The 18350-nt window shown below is 69.7% G+C and carries 17 protein-coding genes, 1 tRNA gene and 2 pseudogenes; 13 read left to right on the top strand and 7 right to left on the bottom strand.

The window, feature by feature from the left end; all coding sequences use genetic code 11:
- The first annotated feature begins 17 nt into the window (after nt 1-17).
- From AB0D57_RS09890 to AB0D57_RS09880, 3 genes are all read left to right on the top strand, one after another.
- Entirely contained in the window at nt 18-161 is a 144-nt protein-coding gene (locus tag AB0D57_RS09890; protein WP_362069571.1) for a hypothetical protein, read from the top strand.
- A 371-nt stretch (nt 162-532) separates the two neighbouring features.
- Nucleotides 533-1747 (top strand): helix-turn-helix domain-containing protein, encoded by a 1215-nt coding sequence (locus tag AB0D57_RS09885; RefSeq protein WP_362069568.1) that lies wholly within the window; start codon nt 533-535, stop codon nt 1745-1747.
- A gap of 123 nt (nt 1748-1870) precedes the next feature.
- Nucleotides 1871-2254, top strand: coding sequence for a DUF6415 family natural product biosynthesis protein (locus tag AB0D57_RS09880; RefSeq protein ID WP_362069565.1), 384 nt, complete (start codon nt 1871-1873; stop codon nt 2252-2254).
- Nucleotides 2255-2329: 75 nt separating this feature from the next.
- On the opposite strand, the pseudogene AB0D57_RS09875 reads toward AB0D57_RS09880, so the two are convergent.
- Nucleotides 2330-2625: pseudogene (locus tag AB0D57_RS09875) on the bottom strand (hypothetical protein); the annotation flags it as partial.
- A gap of 48 nt (nt 2626-2673) precedes the next feature.
- Nucleotides 2674-4170, bottom strand: a complete 1497-nt coding sequence (locus AB0D57_RS09870; protein WP_362069562.1) for a hypothetical protein — start codon at nt 4168-4170, stop codon at nt 2674-2676.
- A gap of 928 nt (nt 4171-5098) precedes the next feature.
- Here AB0D57_RS09870 and AB0D57_RS09865 point away from each other — a divergent pair.
- The 3 genes and pseudogenes from AB0D57_RS09865 to AB0D57_RS09855 all read left to right on the top strand — a co-directional run.
- On the top strand, nt 5099-5503 hold the full coding sequence (locus AB0D57_RS09865; RefSeq protein ID WP_362069559.1) for a RidA family protein: 405 nt from the start codon (nt 5099-5101) through the stop codon (nt 5501-5503).
- Nucleotides 5504-5551: 48 nt separating this feature from the next.
- Complete coding sequence (locus AB0D57_RS09860) at nt 5552-6046, top strand: cupin domain-containing protein (protein WP_362069556.1); 495 nt, start codon at nt 5552-5554, stop codon at nt 6044-6046.
- Between the two features lie 50 nt (nt 6047-6096).
- Nucleotides 6097-7151, top strand: a pseudogene (locus AB0D57_RS09855) (tyrosine-type recombinase/integrase); the annotation flags it as partial.
- 44 nt (nt 7152-7195) lie between these two features.
- On the opposite strand, the gene AB0D57_RS09850 reads toward AB0D57_RS09855, so the two are convergent.
- The 3 genes from AB0D57_RS09850 to AB0D57_RS09840 all read right to left on the bottom strand — a co-directional run bounded on the left by AB0D57_RS09850 (nt 7196) and on the right by AB0D57_RS09840 (nt 8081).
- Nucleotides 7196-7492 carry a hypothetical protein gene (locus tag AB0D57_RS09850; protein ID WP_362069553.1) on the bottom strand — a complete coding sequence of 99 codons (297 nt, stop codon included), beginning with the start codon at nt 7490-7492 and terminating at the stop codon, nt 7196-7198.
- Nucleotides 7485-7895 (bottom strand): hypothetical protein, encoded by a 411-nt coding sequence (locus tag AB0D57_RS09845; protein ID WP_362069550.1) that lies wholly within the window; start codon nt 7893-7895, stop codon nt 7485-7487. Before AB0D57_RS09845 ends, AB0D57_RS09850 begins: the two co-directional genes overlap by 8 nt.
- A gap of 114 nt (nt 7896-8009) precedes the next feature.
- Nucleotides 8010-8081: transfer RNA gene (locus AB0D57_RS09840), tRNA-Cys, on the bottom strand.
- A gap of 220 nt (nt 8082-8301) precedes the next feature.
- Between AB0D57_RS09840 and AB0D57_RS09835 the strand changes: the two genes are divergently transcribed.
- The 6 genes from AB0D57_RS09835 (at nt 8302) to AB0D57_RS09810 (ending at nt 15035) form a co-directional block, all read left to right on the top strand.
- Nucleotides 8302-9732 carry an MFS transporter gene (locus tag AB0D57_RS09835; RefSeq protein ID WP_362069547.1) on the top strand — a complete coding sequence of 477 codons (1431 nt, stop codon included), beginning with the start codon at nt 8302-8304 and terminating at the stop codon, nt 9730-9732.
- 40 nt (nt 9733-9772) lie between these two features.
- Nucleotides 9773-9973, top strand: coding sequence for a CopG family transcriptional regulator (locus AB0D57_RS09830; RefSeq protein ID WP_362069544.1), 201 nt, complete (start codon nt 9773-9775; stop codon nt 9971-9973).
- Nucleotides 9970-10359, top strand: coding sequence for a type II toxin-antitoxin system death-on-curing family toxin (locus AB0D57_RS09825; RefSeq protein ID WP_362069541.1), 390 nt, complete (start codon nt 9970-9972; stop codon nt 10357-10359). The genes AB0D57_RS09830 and AB0D57_RS09825 overlap by 4 nt, the downstream gene beginning before the upstream one ends.
- A gap of 117 nt (nt 10360-10476) precedes the next feature.
- Nucleotides 10477-12279, top strand: coding sequence for a DEAD/DEAH box helicase (locus AB0D57_RS09820; RefSeq protein WP_362069539.1), 1803 nt, complete (start codon nt 10477-10479; stop codon nt 12277-12279).
- Nucleotides 12280-12664: 385 nt separating this feature from the next.
- A complete protein-coding gene (locus tag AB0D57_RS09815) occupies nt 12665-13306 on the top strand; it encodes a helix-turn-helix domain-containing protein (RefSeq protein WP_362069537.1) in 642 nt (213 codons plus the stop codon).
- Nucleotides 13307-13586: 280 nt separating this feature from the next.
- A complete protein-coding gene (locus AB0D57_RS09810) occupies nt 13587-15035 on the top strand; it encodes an amino acid permease (RefSeq protein WP_362069535.1) in 1449 nt (482 codons plus the stop codon).
- Between the two features lie 118 nt (nt 15036-15153).
- Here AB0D57_RS09810 and AB0D57_RS09805 read toward each other — a convergent pair whose 3' ends face one another.
- Nucleotides 15154-15975, bottom strand: a complete 822-nt coding sequence (locus AB0D57_RS09805; protein WP_362069533.1) for an alpha/beta fold hydrolase — start codon at nt 15973-15975, stop codon at nt 15154-15156.
- A 57-nt stretch (nt 15976-16032) separates the two neighbouring features.
- On the opposite strand from AB0D57_RS09805, the gene AB0D57_RS09800 reads away from it, so the two are divergent.
- On the top strand, nt 16033-16551 hold the full coding sequence (locus AB0D57_RS09800) for a MarR family transcriptional regulator (RefSeq protein ID WP_362069530.1): 519 nt from the start codon (nt 16033-16035) through the stop codon (nt 16549-16551).
- A 7-nt stretch (nt 16552-16558) separates the two neighbouring features.
- Here AB0D57_RS09800 and AB0D57_RS09795 read toward each other — a convergent pair whose 3' ends face one another.
- Nucleotides 16559-18259: a helix-turn-helix domain-containing protein gene (locus tag AB0D57_RS09795; protein ID WP_362069527.1), complete on the bottom strand. Its 1701-nt coding sequence runs from the start codon at nt 18257-18259 to the stop codon at nt 16559-16561.
- Nucleotides 18260-18350: the final 91 nt, after the last annotated feature.

Raw genomic sequence — 18350 nt, 5'->3', positions numbered from 1 at the left:
GCGTCAGGATCCTCACCTTGCGAACCACGCGATGGACGGAGGGAGAGAACCATGCCGAGGACACCGGTGAAGAAACCGCCCACGCTGCTCATCTGGTCCGCCCGTTCCAGGCCCTGGTGACGGTAGAACCAGAGCACCCCTCCGAGCGCGACGAGAACTGAGATGGAGAAAAAGAGCCACCGGCGGAGCGACATGATCTGGATGGTGCCAGGTTGGAGGCGGGCACGTGGTCTTCTTTACATGCCAAGCACGGCATGTGCGGAGATCGGCCCCAGACCCCTTCGCCCCGGTGTCGGCAGCTTCCGCTGGCTCGTCCCCTCGGCCAAGCGGTTCATCTGAGGTGAGGCGACTTCCCCGGCACGGGCACAGAACGGGCCGTGACCACTAATCCCCTACCTTCGGTGTTCGACTTGGCGAACGGGGTAGCCCGGTCTTTCGGGCGCGTAGGGCTTTCAGGGTGCTGGGCAGTAGCCCCGGCTCAATGGCCTTGAGTCCCTGGTACGCCTCTCGCACGTCCGCGTACGGTGGCAGGGTGGCAAACGAAGACCTAGGCCGGACCCTGCGCCGTCTGCGCCGTCTGGCCGGACTGACACAGGACGAACTATCGGAACGTTCGAACGTGTCCGTTGACGTGATCCGTCAGCTTGAACAGGGACGGAAGCACTCGGCACGCCTCCCCACGCTTCACGCACTGGCGAACGGTCTCGGTGTTGAACTCACCACGTTGCTGGGGGACCCTCCGGCGGTCTCGTCCACAGGGGAGAACGATGGACCCCGGTTCGTGGCTGTACGGCGTGCCATCATGCCCGCGCTTTGGGGACCGGAGCCGGAGCCACCGGGTGCTGATTTCTCGCTGGGCCGCCTCCGTGAACAAATCGCAGATGGCTGGACTCAGTACCACTCGGCTGAGTTCGACACCGTCATGAAGGCACTCCCGGACCTGATTTCGGACGCCCGTGCTGTCGCCGCCTCAGCCAACGAGGATGACCGCAAGGCTGGTTTCGCGGCCCTGGGCAAGGTGCTTCAGCTTGCCGGGCACGTTGCTGTGCGGATGGGGAAGACGGACCTGGCCCTGATCAGCCTGGAGCGCGCGATAGACGCTGCGGGACAGTCTTCCGACCCGCTCCTACTGCCCATGATCGTGAACTCCACAGCATGGACCTACCAACGGCAGGGGCGTCTTGAGGACGCCTTGTCCATCGCTCTACGTGCTGCCGAGGACATGGCGAACGCGGGCCATTCCGAGACCGCTGACGGTTTGAAGGTCTGGGGCGGACTGACCATGAGCGCTGCTACGTCAGCGGCGCGGAGCGGTGACTACGACCGTGCGGCGGACATGATGGGTCGGGCGGAGAAAGAGGCCGGCCGTGTCTCCAAGCTCCCGTCCGGCGGCGACAACCGTATGGTGAGCGTGTTCAGCCCGTCGTCAGTCCGCATCGAGCGTGTGCGCCTCGCCGTTCAGTACGGCCACCCGCAGGACGCACTGTCACTCGCCAAGGGCATGCGGCTGAGCAAGGACACCCCGCCATCGTGGCGGACGTGGCTGCTTCTGGACGTGGCCCGAGCCCACACGGACATCGGGGATGCCGCCGGGGCTGTGAAGACCCTGGAATCCCTTCGCAAGGTGGCACCGACGTGGATGCAACACCACACGTTGGCCGTGGCCATCGTGCGTGACTTGTGGTCACTTCCCAACCACCCGCCAGGACTCCGCTCGTTGGCCGAGTTCCTCGGGGTTGCCGACTAAGGCGCAAGAACTAGGACGTTGCGTCCCTGTAAGCACTCTTGACAAGTCGATTGCATGGAGGTCTGCGCTCCGGCGACCGCGCGAACGGTCCCGGAGCTTGGCCGACTGCAAGGAGTCGACAGCGTGAACGCTATCGCGCAGGGTGCACCCGAACAAAAGCCCGAGCCGACCACTCTCATCGATGTGCAGACAATGCGCGAGACGGCCGCGCGCCTGCTGGCGGAGGATGCCGAACTTCCCTCCCCGGAAGAGCTGGAGAACCTGACTCTCCTGTTGCGGGGAATGATCATGGTGAGCATCCCTGAGGTGGAGACAGCAGCCGGAAAGCTCCCCGAGGACGACGTACCGCGCGCATGCGCTCTGGCGTGTATTGGAGAGGCTCGTATGCGGCTCCGGCTGGAAACATCCAACGGGACGTTCCCGGCCGCTGTGGCGCACGCTCAGAGACTCGCACGGTCCGTCAGAGCCCTCACGGATCACTACGTGAATCTCGGGGGCGCAGAATGAGTGACCCCGTACGCGTGTGCCGGTACTGCCAAGAGGTGATCACAGACCCGGCAGACGCTGTGATCGTCTTGCACTCCCGCAGCGCATGAGGAAGCGCAGGTTGACCGCGCCCGCGCCGAGACCGGCGGGCAGCACGTGGTTGGCGGCGGAGGCGGCGAACTGCGCGGCCATGAGCCACCCCGGGGGCAGCCACCGGATCACGGCGCCCTGCTGGGCCGCCGCCGCGCACAGCCAGGTCGCCCGGCGGCCGTGGCCCCGACCAGCAGCCGGCCCTGGTCGGTCACGGCAAGCCGCAGAGCACCGGTCTCCAGCACGGGCCAGTGGCGCCGGGCCAGACAGCGGTCACCGCAACGGCGAGGGTCAGGCGATATGCCAGTAGGCGCGCTTCCAGGTGGGCGCGAGGGTGACCTGCTCGGACGTCATTCGGGTTCGTTCTCGCGCGCCGTCGGCGCGATGTGGAGGTCCAGGGCGGCGGACCGGTGGGTGTCCCAGCCACGGGCGTAGGCGGGTGGTCGTCCGCCGGGTTCGGTGAGGGCTGCGGTCGGTATACGGCGGGAGGTGCGCAGGATGTCCGCCTCGGTGCTGTTGGCGTTGTTGCCGCTGGTCGCCGCAGAGGAGCAGCCGGTGTAGTAGGCGACGGGGATGGCCTCGTGCCCGGTGAGCAGGCACGGCGGGCGGACGCCCAGTCGGTGCAGTTCCCCGGCGGTGCGGGACCAGGCGCGGCGGTCGGCGGTGGTGCGGTCCACGGTGTGCTCCAAGACCGCGAACTGCACCGCCAGGTGCCCCGCCAGCCCGAGCGCGATCACGGCGGCCGCCACCGGTCGCCAACGGCCGCTCTCCGTGGTGACCAGGTGGAACAGCGCGTCGGCGACCGGGATGACCAGGAGCGCGTAGACGGGCAGCAGGAAGCGGGGAGCCGCGTATCCGATCATGAACAGGTACGGCGCGGCGGCCGTCGCGGCACAGAGCAGCGGCAGCAGCGTGCGTGCGGTGCGGTGGGCCCGTACCGCGACCACCAGTCCGACGGCGGCGAGCAGCGGGAGGACGAACCACCAGGCCGTCACCACCGGGTTCGGCATCGGCACGGTGCACGGGCGGCACAGTGCCCGCCCGCCCAGGCTGCGCAGTTGGTCGTCGACGGCGAAGTGCCAGCCGAGTCCGCCCTGGACGCGGGAGGCGTCGGACAGCCGCTGCCCCAGGCCGCCGTAACTGATGTACGCCTCGATCACCCACTCGAGCGCGCCCGCCACGAGTCCCGCCAGGAGGGCGACCGAGAGTCGCCACAGGCGCTCCGCGACCGCCAGGACGAGCAGCGGCAGCGTGACCCACACCGCGTCGGTGGGCCGCATCCACGCCATGAGCGCGGTGCCCGCGACGACGCCCCACAGGGCCGCCCGGTCCAGGCGGTCCGCCCGGACCCGCAGGAAGCAGCCGACGCAGATCAGGGCGCCGATCGCGACCCAGTAGTTGGGCATGGCCTGCGGGCCGTAGAAGAGGGTCACCCACAAGGAGGCGAAGAGCGCGCCGGCCAGGGCCAGTACCCGAGTCGGGAACAGTTCCCGCCACACGCGCAGGGCCAGGTAGAGGCCGAGGCCGGACAGTACCGCGAGGTAGACGCGCAGCAGTTCGGTGGACGTCGACCAGGACGCGATGGGCGCCACCAGCAGTGTGACGCCCCGGGCACGCGGTGCGCTGAAGAAGGCCGGGGGCCCCTGGGTGCCGATCTGGCTGACGTACACCGTCTCGTCCCAGCCGAGGCCCATGCCCGGGCGTACGACCACCAGTTGGACCAGCGTGAAGAGGCAGGCCACGGCCGCGAGCAGCCACTCGCCGCGCGTCCGCCAGGACGCGCCGGGCCCGTTCGCCGGTTCGCGTCGTCGCATACCGACGAGCATGGCGTTCGCGCCGTGGGCCATCGTCCACCCTTCACCCCCTACAAGTCGTAGGGCTTCCAGGACCCCCGCAGCTTGGTGGGCTGAAGGCGAGAACGGGGATACGGAGATACGGGGATACGGAGATACGGGGATACGGAAAAACATGGACAAGCTAACCCGCATCGGGCCGATACGCAGGGCGGAGTTCGGCCAAGTGCCTGACGGGCGCCCCCGGGTCAGCGGGCCCTGGTCAGCGCGCGTCGGGAGTGCGGTGCCGGGGCAGTTCGGGGCCGGACACAGGTCAGACGCACTATTTGAGGCCGTGGCGGGAATCGAACCCACGTAACTCGCTTTGCAGGTTTGTCCGTGCTGGGCAGGGCGTCATCCGGGCGTGGTCGCGGGCGTTCAGATCCGTACGGAAGCTGTGCCCCCAGGGGCGGGGTGAACGGCTCTGGAGGGTCGCGTACGGCGGTGAACGAGACGGAAACTGAGACGGGCGAGACCTACCGAGGCAGCGGTGTTCCAGGCCCTTCCCAGGGCAGTGGCATCGCTGTCCCCGCAGTGATCTACGCGGACGCCAACGAGGGGCTCTTGCGCATCCTGGGCCGCACCCGCGATCAGGTCAGGCTGTGGCGACGTAGGTCTTGGCTGCCCCAGGCCGGCTGTCGACTGGTCTGGGACTGCGGCGGTGAAGGCGTCGATTACCAGCGGCGGGCTCCTTTGAACGTTGCCCCTTCTCAGCTTTCCGGGTCTTCCACGGTGAGGCCCCGCCGCGCGGCACGCCCTTCCTGGTCCTGACCGCCGCGGCCCCGGATGCGGAGGTTGCCGGCAGGAGACACCCTGGTCTGGGGTGCTATCTCACGAGGCACAGGCCGTACGGCCTGTCACTGGTGCGGTTGAACGCCGTCTCCGCTGCGAAGCAAGTTGTACGAGCCCGGAATTGGTTCGGTCGATTGTTCGGGAGAGAATCGTGACTGTTCGGTCCAGGGAACTCGGCTTCGGTATGCCGTGGGAAGCCCAATACGGGTACAGCCAGGCCGTTCAAGTCGGCGACACGCTCTATGTCTCCGGGCAGGTGTCGCACGACAGCACTGGAACCTTCGTCGGGGTAGGAGACTTCGAGCTCCAGGTGAGGACGACTTTCGAAAACCTCGACCGGGTGCTGGAGCACTTCGGCGCCACCCGCAACCAGATCGTCGAGACCACCGTCCTGGCCATGGACCTGCGGGAGAACTTCGACACCCTCGCCAGGCTGCATGCCGCGTACTGCGGCGACCACCGGCCCACCAGCACCGTCATGGGCGTGGCCGACCTCGCGCTGCCCGACCAGCTCGTCGAGATCGGCGCGGTCGTCCGCCTTGACGTGACGCACTGACGGAGCGTGCCCCAAGCCTGTTTGTGACGGTCACAAGGAGGTTCGGAAATGTCACTGTTCGTGCCGAAGTTCGACTCGTCCGTGATCGTCCGTGCGGCGGAGGCTGAGACGATCGATGATGATCCAAACGGTGTTTTCACGCTGCTGGCTGACAGCAGCGCGTCTGGTGGGGCGCTGTCCACTGTGCGGGTCACCCTGGCGGCGGGCACCGACGGCGCCCCACCGCATCTGCACCGGCACTCCGCGGAGATGTTCTTCCTGCTGGATGGTGCTGCCGAGATCCTCTCCGGCGACGACATCGTCACCGCGGAACGCAGCGATCTCCTCATTGTCCCGCCGGGCAAGCCGCACGCCTTCGCCGCCACCCCCGGCGCCGGCGCCGACATCCTCGTCGTGATCACCCCGGGCGTCGAGCGCTTCGAGTACTTCCGCCACATTCAGCGCATCCGCCTGGGTGAGGTCGACCGGGAAAGTCTGCTGGAGGTCCAGGACCTCTACGACAACCACTTCCTGAACAGCGAGGTATGGGCCGCGCGCCGCTGACGAGGGCCTCCCGGGCCAGTGCCGGGGAAACCAAAACCGAAGCAGCGGAGGCTGTCCGAGAGCTGGAGAAGCAGCGCGACGCCAAGACCGTGCTGAAGCCCGGCAGGGCGTGGACGGTAAAGGCGTGGCTGACCCACTGGATTGAGAACGTCGCGCCCCTCGCCGTCAACGACAACACGATGGTTGGGTACGGCGTCGCCGTACGGAAGCACTTGATTCCCGGCTTGGGTGCTCATCGACTCGACAGGCTCAAGCCCGAGCACATTGAGGCGTTCTACGCCAAGATGCAGGCCAACGGAAGCAAGCCCGCGACCGCTCACCAGGTGCACCGAACCTTCCGCACCGCCCTCAAGGAGGCCGTACGGCGCGGCCATCTTGGCAAGAACCCAGTGCAGTTGGCCAAGGCACCGAAGACGGGCGAGTACGAGGTGGAGCCGTACAGCGTGCAAGAGGTACAGCGGTTGCTGAAGGCCGCTGACCAGCACCGCAACTCCGCACGCTGGGCCGTCGCCCTCGCCCTCGGACTGCGCCAAGGGGAAGTGCTGGCCCTGAAGTGGGAGGACGTGGACCTTGACGGAGGATTTCTTGTGGTCCGTCGCAGTCGCCACCGGCCGCAGTACGCCCACGGATGCGTGGAACCCTGCGGACGCAAGGCCGCCGGATATTGCCCGCAGAGGCGACGTACCAACCCGGAGATTTCCACCACCAAATCGCGCGCCGGCCGCGCGCGGTCGGTCTCCCGGAACAACTCGTTGACCTACTGCGGGCCCACCTCAAGGCGCAGCAAGCGGAGCGGGAGGCGGCCGGGAAGCGCTGGGTGGAGAGCGGTTTGGTGTTCCCGGACGAATACGGCCACAGCCCGTCCCACCGCCGGGACTGGACGGAGTGGAAGGCTCTTCTGACTGAGGCGAAGGTCCGGGACGGTCGTCTGCACGACGCACGCCACACGGCCGCGACTGTTCTGCTGATTCTCGGTGTTCCCGAGCGGGCCGTCATGGGCCTCATGGGGTGGTCGACCACCGCCATGGCCGCCCGGTACCAGCACATGGTTGACGCGGTTCGCACCGACGTCGCACGGCAGGTCGACGGACTCATCTGGGAGTAGAGGGCCTTCCGGGGCGCGGCAATGCCGCGCCCCGGAAGGCCCTGCTACTGCACGGCTTTTCCGCCGAGGAGCCCGACCATTGCGCCAAAGCCTAGGTTGGCGAGTGTGGAGCACGTGTCCATCGCGGACTTCGCTGCTTCCGTCGGCTTCTCCACGAAGATTCCGATGTAGAGACTGGCCATGAGCGTGAGCACCGTTATTACCGTGACGCAGATGAACACCAACTTGAAGTGTGCAGTCACCGTGGTGACTGCTGCGGCGTCGGTAGCCGTTGCTGGCACCGCAGCGGGTGCGGCGTTTGCCTGGGCGCCGGAGTCAGGGTTGGTGACACTCTCACTCATCTGACTCACCCCCCGGGACGCTCTGAGCACCGTCCTTGCCGGCAGGCTTCTGACCACCGTCCGCTTCTACGGGCTCTTCATCTGCCTGCCGTGTCTTGAGCCATGCCTCTATGAATGCCTGGATTTCCTCTGAATCCAGGGCGCCTTCGAGCTCCAGTCGCGTGCCGTCCGGCCTCGTGACGAGCAGGGACGTCTCTCTCGGCCGCCGGAAGATCGCGCGCAGGAGGCTGCGCAGCCTCTCACTGACGAATATGGCGATGGTCGATGCCCCAGACGCAGCGAGCAGCGAGAGTAGTTCCGGTTCCATGCCCCACCTTCCCCCTAGGTGTGTCGTGGCGACGTGCAGCGCAGCAGGCGTCGGCGTTGATTGTGCTACCTCAATGGCTTCCGCAGTGGCGTTCAACGTACGGAAGGTGTGAGGGAAGGTAGGAACTGAGACGGGAAGTGAGACGGGCGATCAAAAGGGCGGCGCCCCGGCTGGGGTGCCGCCCTTCGTTTTTCCTGGTCAGGCAGGTAGAGGCCGTGGCGGGAATCGAACCCGCGTAACTCGCTTTGCAGGCGAGTCCCTGAACCACTCGGGCACACGGCCGTTCTCAGGTGCGGCACGGCTCACTCGTTCCGACCTGATGGGTTGACCGTAGGCGGGGGTGTGGGCGGGGCTCAAGGGGATCGGCGGCGCTGCAATGGGACTGCCATACGCCGTTCATGAAGGGGGCGAGGGGGAGCGGGCGGTCGTACGACCAAAGGCCCAGTCGATCACCATCTCCGGACAGGAGCCACTGTCAGTTGTGGCCCTTACGCTGGCGGTCATGGCAGCCCTGGATGCACGTGATGTGACGACGGTCCCGGCAGCGGGCGAGGGTGGGGTTCTGAGCCGTTCGTACCGGGCGCTCAGTGTCGGCATCGTCTCTGTCGTGCTGCTGATCGCGTTCGAGGCGACGGCGGTCGGGACGGCCATGCCCGTGGCGGCCCGGGAGCTGGACGGGGTGTCGTTGTACGCCTTCGCGTTCTCGGCGTACTTCACCACGAGCCTGTTCGGGATGGTGCTCGCCGGGCAGTGGTCGGACCGGGACGGCCCGCTGGCGTCACTGACCGCCGGGATCGGGGCCTTCGCGGCGGGGCTGCTGCTGTCCGGGACGGCCGGGGCCATGTGGCTGTTCGTCCTCGGGCGGGCCGTGCAGGGGCTCGGTGGCGGGCTCGTCATCGTCGCGTTGTACGTGGTGGTCGGGCGGGCCTATCCGGAGCGGCTGCGGCCGTCGATCATGGCGGGGTTCGCGGCGGCCTGGGTGGTGCCGTCCGTGGTCGGTCCGCTCGCGGCGGGCACGGTCACCGAGCAACTCGGCTGGCGCTGGGTGTTCATGGGGATACCGGTGCTGGTCGTTCTTCCGCTGGCGCTCGCGCTGCCGCAGATACGGCGGCTGACGTCCGGCTCGGGCTCGGGCGCCGACCGTGTTCCCTTCGACCGGCGGCGCATCCGGCTGGCCTTCGGGATCGCGCTGGGCGCGGGGCTGCTGCAGTACGCCGCCCAGGATCTGCGCTGGGTCTCGCTCGTGCCGGCCGCGGCGGGCGGTGCGCTGCTCGTTCCGGCGGTGCTCGGGCTGCTGCCGCGCGGCACCTACCGGGCGGCGCGCGGGCTGCCGTCCGTGGTGCTGCTGCGCGGGGTCGCGGCCGGCTCCTTCATCGCCGCCGAGTCCTTCGTGCCGCTCATGCTGGTCACCGAGCGGGGGCTGTCGCCGACGCTCGCCGGGTTCTCGCTCGCGGCGGGCGGCGGTACCTGGGCGCTGGGGTCCTTCGTGCAGTCGAGGCCGCGGGTGGAGCCGTACCGGGAGCGGCTGATGTTCCTGGGCATGGTGCTGGTCGCGGCCGCCATCGCCGCGGCGCCGAGCGTGCTGATCCACTCCGTGCCGGTGTGGATCGTCGCCGTCGCGTGGGCGTTCGGGTGCTTCGGGATGGGTCTGGTGATCGCCTCGACCAGCGTGCTGCTGCTGCATCTCTCGGCGCCCGAGGAGGCCGGGGCGAACTCCGCCGCGCTGCAGATCTCCGACGGGCTGTCCAACGTCGTCCTGCTCGCGGTGGGCGGTGCGGCCTTCGCCGCGCTGGGCGGTGGCGCGGTGACGGAGGCGGCCACCTCGGCGGGTGGTTCCCATCCCGCCGCCTTTGCCGCGGTGTTTCTGCCGATGGCTGGGGTGGCGTTGGTGGGGGCTTGGGTGACTACGCGGGTGCGGACCGCACGCTTTTGAGTGGTACTGATATGACCCCGGATTCTAGTACCGTTTTGGTATGGCTATGAACCTGCGTCTCCGTGACGACCAGACGGAAGCACTCAAGCTGCGCGCCGAGGAGGAGGGCATCAGCATGCATGCCGTAGTGCTGAGGGCGGTGGACGACTATCTGGCGAGGACGGCTCACGAGGCGCTGGTCCGCAAGGCCGCCAAGGAGCAGACCGCCAAGTGGGCCGAGCTGTTGGAGCGGCTCAAGTGACCTGCGTCTATGTGTCGGCCGAAAATGTTCTGGCCATCGCCGAGCAGGCGGTCGAGGGGCAGAGCGTTTCGGTGCGGGACGTAGGGCTGCTGGCGTCGGCCGCACACCGTCCCTCGGCCTCTATGTCCGGGCGGGAGGCGTACGACAACCTGTTCGACAAGGCGGCGGCGCTCCTACAGTCGCTGGCGATCGACCGCCACTTCACCCACGGGAACAAGCGCACGGCGTGGGTGTCCTGCGTCGTCTTCCTGGCCATGAACGAGGTCCAGTTGCGGCCGGACATCGACGCGGCTGAGCGTCTCGTCATCGCGGTCGCCACGGGCAGCCTGGACGAAGTGAAGTCGATCTCCGAGGCATTGCGGGAGTTGGCCGAGCAGCCGATGTGAGCTGAGTCCCATCCAAGGGTGACCCCGCGTCGTTCGCGCGTTGGCACCCGCGAGGCGCCGGTAGGGTGGCCCGGTTGTCATACGTAGCCGAGCCGCTCGACCCCCCCCACGGAGACCGTGACTACCACCGCCGCCGCCAACGCCTCGTCCTCGCACCACCTCTCACCCGCCTTCCCCGGCCGCGCCCCCTGGGGCACCGCGGGCAAGCTGCGCGCCTGGCAGCAGGGGGCGATGGAGAGGTACATCCAGGAGCAGCCGCGCGACTTCCTGGCCGTCGCCACACCCGGCGCCGGCAAGACGACGTTCGCGCTGACGCTCGCGTCCTGGCTGCTGCACCACCATGTCGTGCAACAGGTGACCGTGGTCGCGCCGACCGAGCATCTGAAGAAGCAGTGGGCGGAGGCGGCCGCGCGGGTGGGGATCAAGCTGGATCCCGAGTACAGCGCGGGACCGCTCAGCAAGGAGTACCAAGGCGTCGCCGTGACGTACGCCGGTGTCGGCGTGCGGCCCATGCTGCACCGGAACCGGGTGGAGCAGCGGAAGACCCTCGTCATCCTCGACGAGATCCACCACGCCGGTGACTCCAAGTCCTGGGGCGAGGCCTGCCTCGAGGCGTTCGAGCCCGCCACCCGCCGGCTCGCGCTGACCGGTACGCCTTTCCGCTCCGACACCAACCCCATTCCCTTCGTCACGTACGAAGAAGGGAACGACGGGATCCGGCGGTCGTCCGCCGACTACACCTACGGGTACGGGAACGCGCTGGCCGACCACGTCGTCCGGCCCGTCATCTTCCTCTCCTACAGCGGCAACATGCGCTGGCGCACGAAGGCGGGGGACGAGATCGCGGCGCGGCTCGGCGAGCCGATGACCAAGGACGCCATCAGCCAGGCCTGGCGCACCGCCCTCGATCCGCGCGGCGAGTGGATGCCGAGCGTGCTGCGCGCCGCCGACCAGCGGCTGACCGAGGTCAGGAAGGGCATCCCGGACGCGGGTGCCCTCGTCATCGCCTCCGACCAGGACTCGGCCCGCGCCTACGCCAAGCTGATCCGCGAGATCACCGGCACCAAGGCGACTCTCGTCCTCTCCGACGACACGGGTGCGTCCAACAGGATCGACGAGTTCAGCCACAGCGACGACCGGTGGATGGTCGCGGTGCGGATGGTGTCCGAGGGCGTCGACGTGCCGCGGCTGGCCGTCGGCGTGTACGCCACCACCATCTCCACGCCCCTCTTCTTCGCGCAGGCCGTCGGCCGTTTCGTACGGTCCCGGCGGCGCGGCGAGACCGCCTCCGTCTTCCTCCCGACCGTCCCCGACCTCCTCGGCTTCGCCAACGAGATGGAGGTCGAGCGCGACCACGTCCTCGACAAGCCCAAGAAGGAAGGCGAGGAGGACCCGTACGCCGAGTCCGAGAAGGAGATGGACGAGGCGAACCGGGAGCAGGACGAGGACACCGGGGAGCAGGAGCAGTTCTCCTTCGAGGCCCTGGAGTCCGAGGCCGTCTTCGACCGGGTCCTCTACGACGGCGCCGAGTTCGGGATGCAGGCCCACCCGGGGAGTGCGGAGGAGCAGGACTACCTCGGGATTCCGGGGCTGCTCGAACCCGACCAGGTGCAGTTGTTGCTTCAGAAACGGCAGGCGCGGCAGATCGCGCACAGCCGCAAGAAGCCCGACGAGGAAGCGGATCTTCTCGAACTTCCGGCTGAGCGGCGCCCGGTGGTCTCCCACAAGGAGATGCTGGAGCTCAGGAAGCAGCTCAACACCATGGTCGGCGCGTACGTCCACCAGAGCGGCAAGCCGCACGGCGTGATCCACACCGAGCTGCGGCGCGTGTGCGGCGGCCCGCCGAGCGCGGAGGCCACGGCAGGGCAACTGCGGCAGCGGATCGCCAAGGTGCAGGAGTGGGCCACCCGGATGCGGTGACGCGCGGCGCCCTGCGCATATGAGGGGCGTGTAAGGGGCGTGCGTCACGACTCACAGGCGCGCGTCACGGCATGTGCGCTGTGTGCAGAGGTGGTGCACGCCGAGTTCCGAGCTCCGTACGTACCCGGACAAAGCGAAAGAGTCCGTACCAGCCACTGCCCGGATTCTGGACGGAGCCTTCCGCTGAGCGAACCGGCTCGCTACTGTCCCGCTACGCACACGCCCCGTGGCAGCGCCGCCGCGGAGCGCAGCCGTGAAGCGACTGAGCCCGGGAGGAACCCGGGCGGCCAGCCGATCGGCGGCCTCTGAAGCGCGTCGCCGACGGGACTCGGTGACGCATCCGCCGCGAGGGGGCCGTCGACCTCACCACTAAGGAGTGGGCGTCGTGACCGCGGAGACCTCTCAGACGCTCGACCGGGGACTGCGCGTCCTCAAGCTGCTCGCCGACACGGACCACGGGCTGACCGTCACCGAGCTCTCGAACAAACTGGGAGTCAACCGGACCGTTGTGTACCGGTTGCTCGCCACGCTGGAGCAGCACGCACTCGTACGCCGTGATCTGGGCGGCCGCGCCCGGGTCGGGCTCGGGGTGCTGCGGCTGGGCCGCCAGGTGCATCCGCTGGTACGGGAGGCCGCGCTGCCCGCGTTGCGCGCGCTGGCCGAGGACATCGGGGCCACCGCCCACCTCACCCTCGTCGACGGGACCGAGGCCCTCGCCGTCGCCGTCGTCGAGCCGACCTGGACCGACTACCACGTGGCCTATCGCGCCGGGTTCCGGCACGCGCTGGACAAAGGAGCCGCGGGCCGCGCGATCCTCGCCGCCCGGCAGGCGCCGGTGGCCGGGCCCGGATACACCCTCACGCACGGGGAGCTGGAGGCGGGCGCGAGTGGTGCCGCGGCTCCTCTCATCGGCGTGACCGGGGTCGAGGGCAGTGTCGGCGTGGTCATGCTCGCTGATGCCGTGCCGGAGCGCGTGGGGGCGCGGGTGATGGACGCGGCGCGAGAGGTCGCGGACGCGTTGCGCTGACCCACGGCTGTCGACCGACGGCTGTTGGCCCACAGCCACGGATCCACAGCCACGGATCCACAGCCACGGATCCACAGCCACGGATCCACACCCACGGATCCACAGCCACCGACCCCACAGCCGCGTATGCCGCGCACGCACGTGTGTTTCCGGCGACCCCCCGGCTTTGGCCGACCCGCCAAACCGCCGCCGGCATCTCTGGCCGATGCACCCACCGTTCGCCGCCCCGCCCTCCGCATCATCGGGGCACTGAAGGCGCAACGGTGGAGGGAGTGGTCCGGTGGAGACGGTACGTACGCGTCCGGAGAGCGGCCAAGGGGGCGGGTGGGCTGCCCGGTTGACGCGGCGTCAGGGAGTCGGATCGCTGGTCGCCGAGGCCGCCGGGAGTCCGCTCAGGCGGACCATGGGCGTCGGGCAGCTGACGCTGCTCAGCGTGGGGGCCACGCTCGGCACCGGCATCTTCGTGGTGCTCGGAGAGGCCGTACCCGAGGCCGGGCCCGCGATCGTCGTGTCGTTCGTGCTGGCCGGGGTGACCGCACTGTTCTCCGCGCTGTCGTACGCCGAGCTGGCCGGCATGATCCCGGGCTCCGGCTCCTCGTACAGCTACACCTACGCCACCCTCGGTGAGCTCGTCGCCTGGGTCTGCGGCTGGTGTCTGATCCTGGAGTACGGGGTGTCCGTGGCCGCCGTCGCGGTCGGCTGGGGGCAGTACGTCAACGAACTGCTGGAGCTGACCGTCGGCGTCACCCTGCCCGACACGCTCAGCGCGCCGCCCGGCGACGGCGGTGTGCTCAACATCCCCGCCGCCGCCATCGTCGTCCTGTCCATGGTCGTACTGCTGCGGGGAGCGAAGGAGAGCGCCGTCGCGAACACCATCATGGTCGGCGTGAAGATCGCCGCCCTCGTGATGTTCTGCGCGGTCGCCTTCACCGCCTTCCGCGCCGGGAACTTCACGCCCCTCTTCCCGCTCGGCACCGCCGGTATGAGCGCGGGCGCCGCCTCGCTGTTCTTCTCCTACATCGGCTTCGACGCCGCCTCCACCGCTGGTGAAGAGGCCAAGAACCCGCAGCGTGATCTGCCGCGCGCCATCATCCTTTCCCTCGTCCTCGTCACCGCCCTGTACGTCCTTGTCGCGGTCGCCGCGCTCGGCGCGATGCCGTGGCAGAAGTTCGAGGGCACGGAGGCCACGCTGAGCGAGGTGCTCGTGCAGTCGGTGGGCGGCGGCAGCCTGTGGCCGATCCTCCTCTCCATCGGTGCGGTCGTCGCCACCACGAGCGTCGTGCTCACCGTGCAGTACGGACAGATCCGCATCCTCTTCGCGATGTCCCGCGACGGGCTGGTGCCGCCGCTGTTCGCCAAGGTGCACCCCACCACCGGGGTGCCGCGCGCCAACACCGTGATCGTCTCCGCGTTCATCGCCGTACTCGCGGCCCTCGTCCCGCTGGGCGCGCTCGCCGACGCCACCAGCATCGGCACGCTCTTCGCCTTCATGCTGGTCAACCTGGCGGTCATCCTGCTGCGCCGCCGCAGCCCCGAGGCGCCCCGGTCCTTCCGGGTGCCCTTCTCGCCGGTGACGCCGATCCTGGGCGTGGGCTTCTGCGCGTACATGCTGTTCAGCCTGGGGACGGACACGTGGGTCGCGTTCGGTGGGTGGATGGCCGTCGGGCTGGTCATCTACTGGCTCTACGGGATCAGGCACTCGAAGCTCGCGTCCAAGGGGGAGGCGTGACCGCTCCTGTCGACCTCACCGAGGTCGTCCCGGGCGCGTCCGGTCCTCGCGCACACGGCGGGGGAGTACGTCCCCGCCGTGCGGCCGCGGGCGTACGAGGAGCGGTTGACGGAGTGGCTCACGCGGGGAGGCGGCTGAGCCACTCCATCAGGAACTTGGTGAAGACGTACGGCTGTTCCATGTTGGCGTAGTGGGCGGCGCCCTCGACGGTGGCCGTGCGGCCGTCGGCGACGGCGTCGACGAGGCGGTCGGCCATCGCGATCAGATCGGCCGCGTCCAGGGCGCCGTTGATGGCCAGGACGGGGACCGTGATGGTCTTGGCGCGCGCCGCGATGTCGGTCACCGGGACGGACCGGTCGGGTTCGTCCGGCGTGTGCTTGGAAATAGTCCCCCGCGCCATTTCCCGCACCCGCCGTACGACCTCCGGGTCCACCTCCTCGAGCGTGCGATACGGGCCGGACACGGCCGACGTGAAGATGTCGACCCAGCCCTCGATGTCGCCGGCCGCCAGGGCGCCGCCCCCGCGGTTCATGACGTCCAGGGTCCAGGGGCCGATGTCCTCGGGGTCGGTGATTCCGGCGCCGCTGACGACGAGCGCGCGGACGAGGTCCGGGTGCTCCAGCGTGGTGTCGACAGCGGTGGCCCCGCCCATCGACATCCCGACGAGGATCGCGGGGCCCGTGTCCAGGTGGCGCAGGAGGGCGGCGAGGTCGTCGGCGGCACGGAAAGGCTTCGTCGCGTTGGCCGACCGGCCGTGGCCGCGGGCGTCGGGCGCGATCACCCGGTGGCCGACCGCGAGGAGCGGCACCAGGGCGTCCCACATGCGGTGGTCGGTGAAGCCGCCGTGCAGCAGCACCAGCGGGGGGCCCGTGCCGGCCTCGCGGTAGGCGAGCGGGCCGTCGGCGGACTCGAACATGAACACCTGAGCGGCATCAGTCATGACAACTAAGGTGTCATGTTGGCGGGGACTTGGCAACCAAGGTGTCATCCTGTTTCCATGACCGACGACAGCGAACCCGACGACAGCGAACCCGACGACAGCAAGTCCGACGAGAACAACCCACTGGCCCCCGATGACCTCGCCCCCCGCCTGTACGAGGTGTTCGCCGTGCTGGGGCCCCTGTATCGGCGCGTGACCCGCAAGGTGGAGCTGAACGAGCCGATCGAAGGCCTGTCCATCGGCGTGCGCGCCGTCCTGGACCTCCTGCGTGCGCAGGGCCCCCTGACGGTCCCCCAGATGGGGCGCGCGCAGGCGCTCAGCCGTCAGTTCGTGCAGCGGATGGTCAATGAGGCGGCGGCCCACGGGCTGGTCGAGGCCATGGCCAACCCCGCGCACCAGCGGTCCTCGCTGATCCGGCTGACCGACGACGGCCGTTCGGCCATCGACGCGGTGATCACCCGCGAGAGCGCGTTGCTGAAGCGCGTGCGCGGCGACCTGACCGACGCGGACGTGCAGACGTGTGTACGGGTGCTGACGCGCATGCTGGAGGTCTTCGAGGACGTGGACGTGAACTGAAGGCGGCTCAGTGGCGGGCGTCGAGCCCGCCCAGCGTCCTCAACTGCAGCCACAGCACCAGCCGTTCGTCGGGATCGTCGAGGTCGATGCCGAGCTGTTGCTGGGCCTGCTTGAGGCGGTAGCGGCAGGTGTTGGGGTGCACGGCGAGCAGCCGCGCCGCGCCCGCCATGTCGCAGCCCGCGTCCAGCCAGGCGATGAGGGTGCGGGCGTAGTCGGTGCCGTGCTCGGTGTCGTACGCCAGCACCCCCCGCCACGATCCGGCGCTCAACTCCCGCCGCTCGCCGAGTACTTCGGTGAGCCGGAGCAGGGTGACGCGCGGGCGCACCTCGTCCACCGACGCCACCGGCAGCTCGGGTCCCACGACACGCAGCACGAGGTCCGCGTCGGCGCGGGAGGCCGGCACTTCCGCGAGCCCCGCCACGACATCCCCGAGGCCCGCCCGCACGGGCACCCGCAGCGCCTGTCCGGCCCGCCGCACGATGTCCTCGGCGAGCCCCTTGTGGCTGTGTCTGTTTGTTCGCCTCCGGGGCGCTCCGGCCGGTGCCGAGCGGCCGACCGTGCTCACCCCTCCGGGCCTTGGCGCGCTCGGCCGCTCGACACCGGCGCGCCCCTGCGGCTCACGCGCCCCGCCGTGCTCGCCGGGCGCCGGCAGCAGCGCGTACACGACCCCGTCGACCAACACGCACGCCTGCCGCCCGTAGCGGGTCTCGCACTGCAGTCGTACGAGGTCCAGGAGCCGTAGCGCGGTCTGCTCGCCGTCGGGGGCGGGCGCCGTGGAGTCGAGGACGAACGCGGCCACCCGTACGGTGTCCAGGCCCAGGCGGTGGGCGGCGCCCGCCGGGTCCGCGGTGCCGTCGAGCAGGCGGCGCAGCAGGTCCCCGTCCTGGTGCCGGGCCAGTTCCTGCGCGGCCCGCGCCCGTAGCAGGAGCAGCGCCGCCGTGGACGCCCCCTGCGTGAGCGCCTCCTCGGCGTCCGGCGCGAGGCCGCCGTCGTCGACGACCCACAGCGACCCGAGGGTCTCGCCGCCGGCGCGGACGGCCACGGCGAGGCGGGGGAGGTTGTCCCTCCCGGCCAGCGCGGGCAGCCGGACCACTCCCCGCGCCGCGAACAGCGTCCGGTACTGCTCCGAGTTCTCCGGGCTCCCCGGCACCTGGAGGCCGAGGATGCCCTGGCGGCGGTCCTCGTCCACCGCCTGGCCCGGGACCGTCGAGTACGCGAGGATCCGCTGCCGCGGGTCCTCGACGGCGGTGGCGCCGCCGACGGCCGCAGCGACGGCGTCGGCCAGGGCGAACAGATCACCGAGGGCGGCCGTCCCGGGGATCCCTCCTGTCCCGGTGAGGCCGGGCCCCTGAGGGAGCGCGCCGATCGCCGAGGCGAACAGCAGGTGCACCTGGTGCCAGGCGGCGTCCTCGTCCACGGAGAGCAGGGCCACACCCGCCGACTCCGCCTCCGCGAGCGGGCCGTCCGGGCCGCGTACGACGAGCCCGCTCATCCCGGCCTGGGCCGCCGCCCGCGCCAGCGGCCCGGCCGCGGACGCGCGCACCCCGACCGCCAGCAGCAGCGCCCCGGGGGCACGCGGGAGCGGCGCGTGGGCGTCGTACAGCAGCGCCTCGGTGACGGGCACGGTGAGCCCGCGGGGCGCGGTGTGCAGCCGTACGGAGGGGCCGCCGATGACGTCCAGCAGGTCGCCGAGGGTGCAGGCGTCCACGCGGGCCCCTTCCAGGTTGGTTAGCCGATCTCATCACGAACGTACGCGGGTGTTGTCCTGCCGCACAACGTGAGCGCGGCCGCGAGCTCCG

Source organism: Streptomyces sp. NPDC048275 (assembly GCF_040652275.1).
Classification (GTDB): Bacteria; Actinomycetota; Actinomycetes; order Streptomycetales; family Streptomycetaceae; genus Streptomyces.
The sequence above is the reverse complement of the archived record's forward strand: the minus strand, read 5'-3'. Positions and strand labels throughout refer to the sequence as shown.

What these genes read in the sequence shown, in the direction of transcription:
- AB0D57_RS09870 (WP_362069562.1), bottom strand. Translation starts at nt 4,170, where the DNA reads ATGGCCCACGGCGCGAACGCCATGCTCGTCGGTATGCGACGACGCGAA.
- AB0D57_RS09860 (WP_362069556.1), top strand. Translation starts at nt 5,552, where the DNA reads ATGTCACTGTTCGTGCCGAAGTTCGACTCGTCCGTGATCGTCCGTGCG.
- AB0D57_RS09850 (WP_362069553.1), bottom strand. Translation starts at nt 7,492, where the DNA reads ATGAGTGAGAGTGTCACCAACCCTGACTCCGGCGCCCAGGCAAACGCC.
- AB0D57_RS09835 (WP_362069547.1), top strand. Translation starts at nt 8,302, where the DNA reads ATGGCAGCCCTGGATGCACGTGATGTGACGACGGTCCCGGCAGCGGGC.
- AB0D57_RS09830 (WP_362069544.1), top strand. Translation starts at nt 9,773, where the DNA reads ATGGCTATGAACCTGCGTCTCCGTGACGACCAGACGGAAGCACTCAAG.
- AB0D57_RS09805 (WP_362069533.1), bottom strand. Translation starts at nt 15,975, where the DNA reads ATGACTGATGCCGCTCAGGTGTTCATGTTCGAGTCCGCCGACGGCCCG.
- AB0D57_RS09800 (WP_362069530.1), top strand. Translation starts at nt 16,033, where the DNA reads ATGACCGACGACAGCGAACCCGACGACAGCGAACCCGACGACAGCAAG.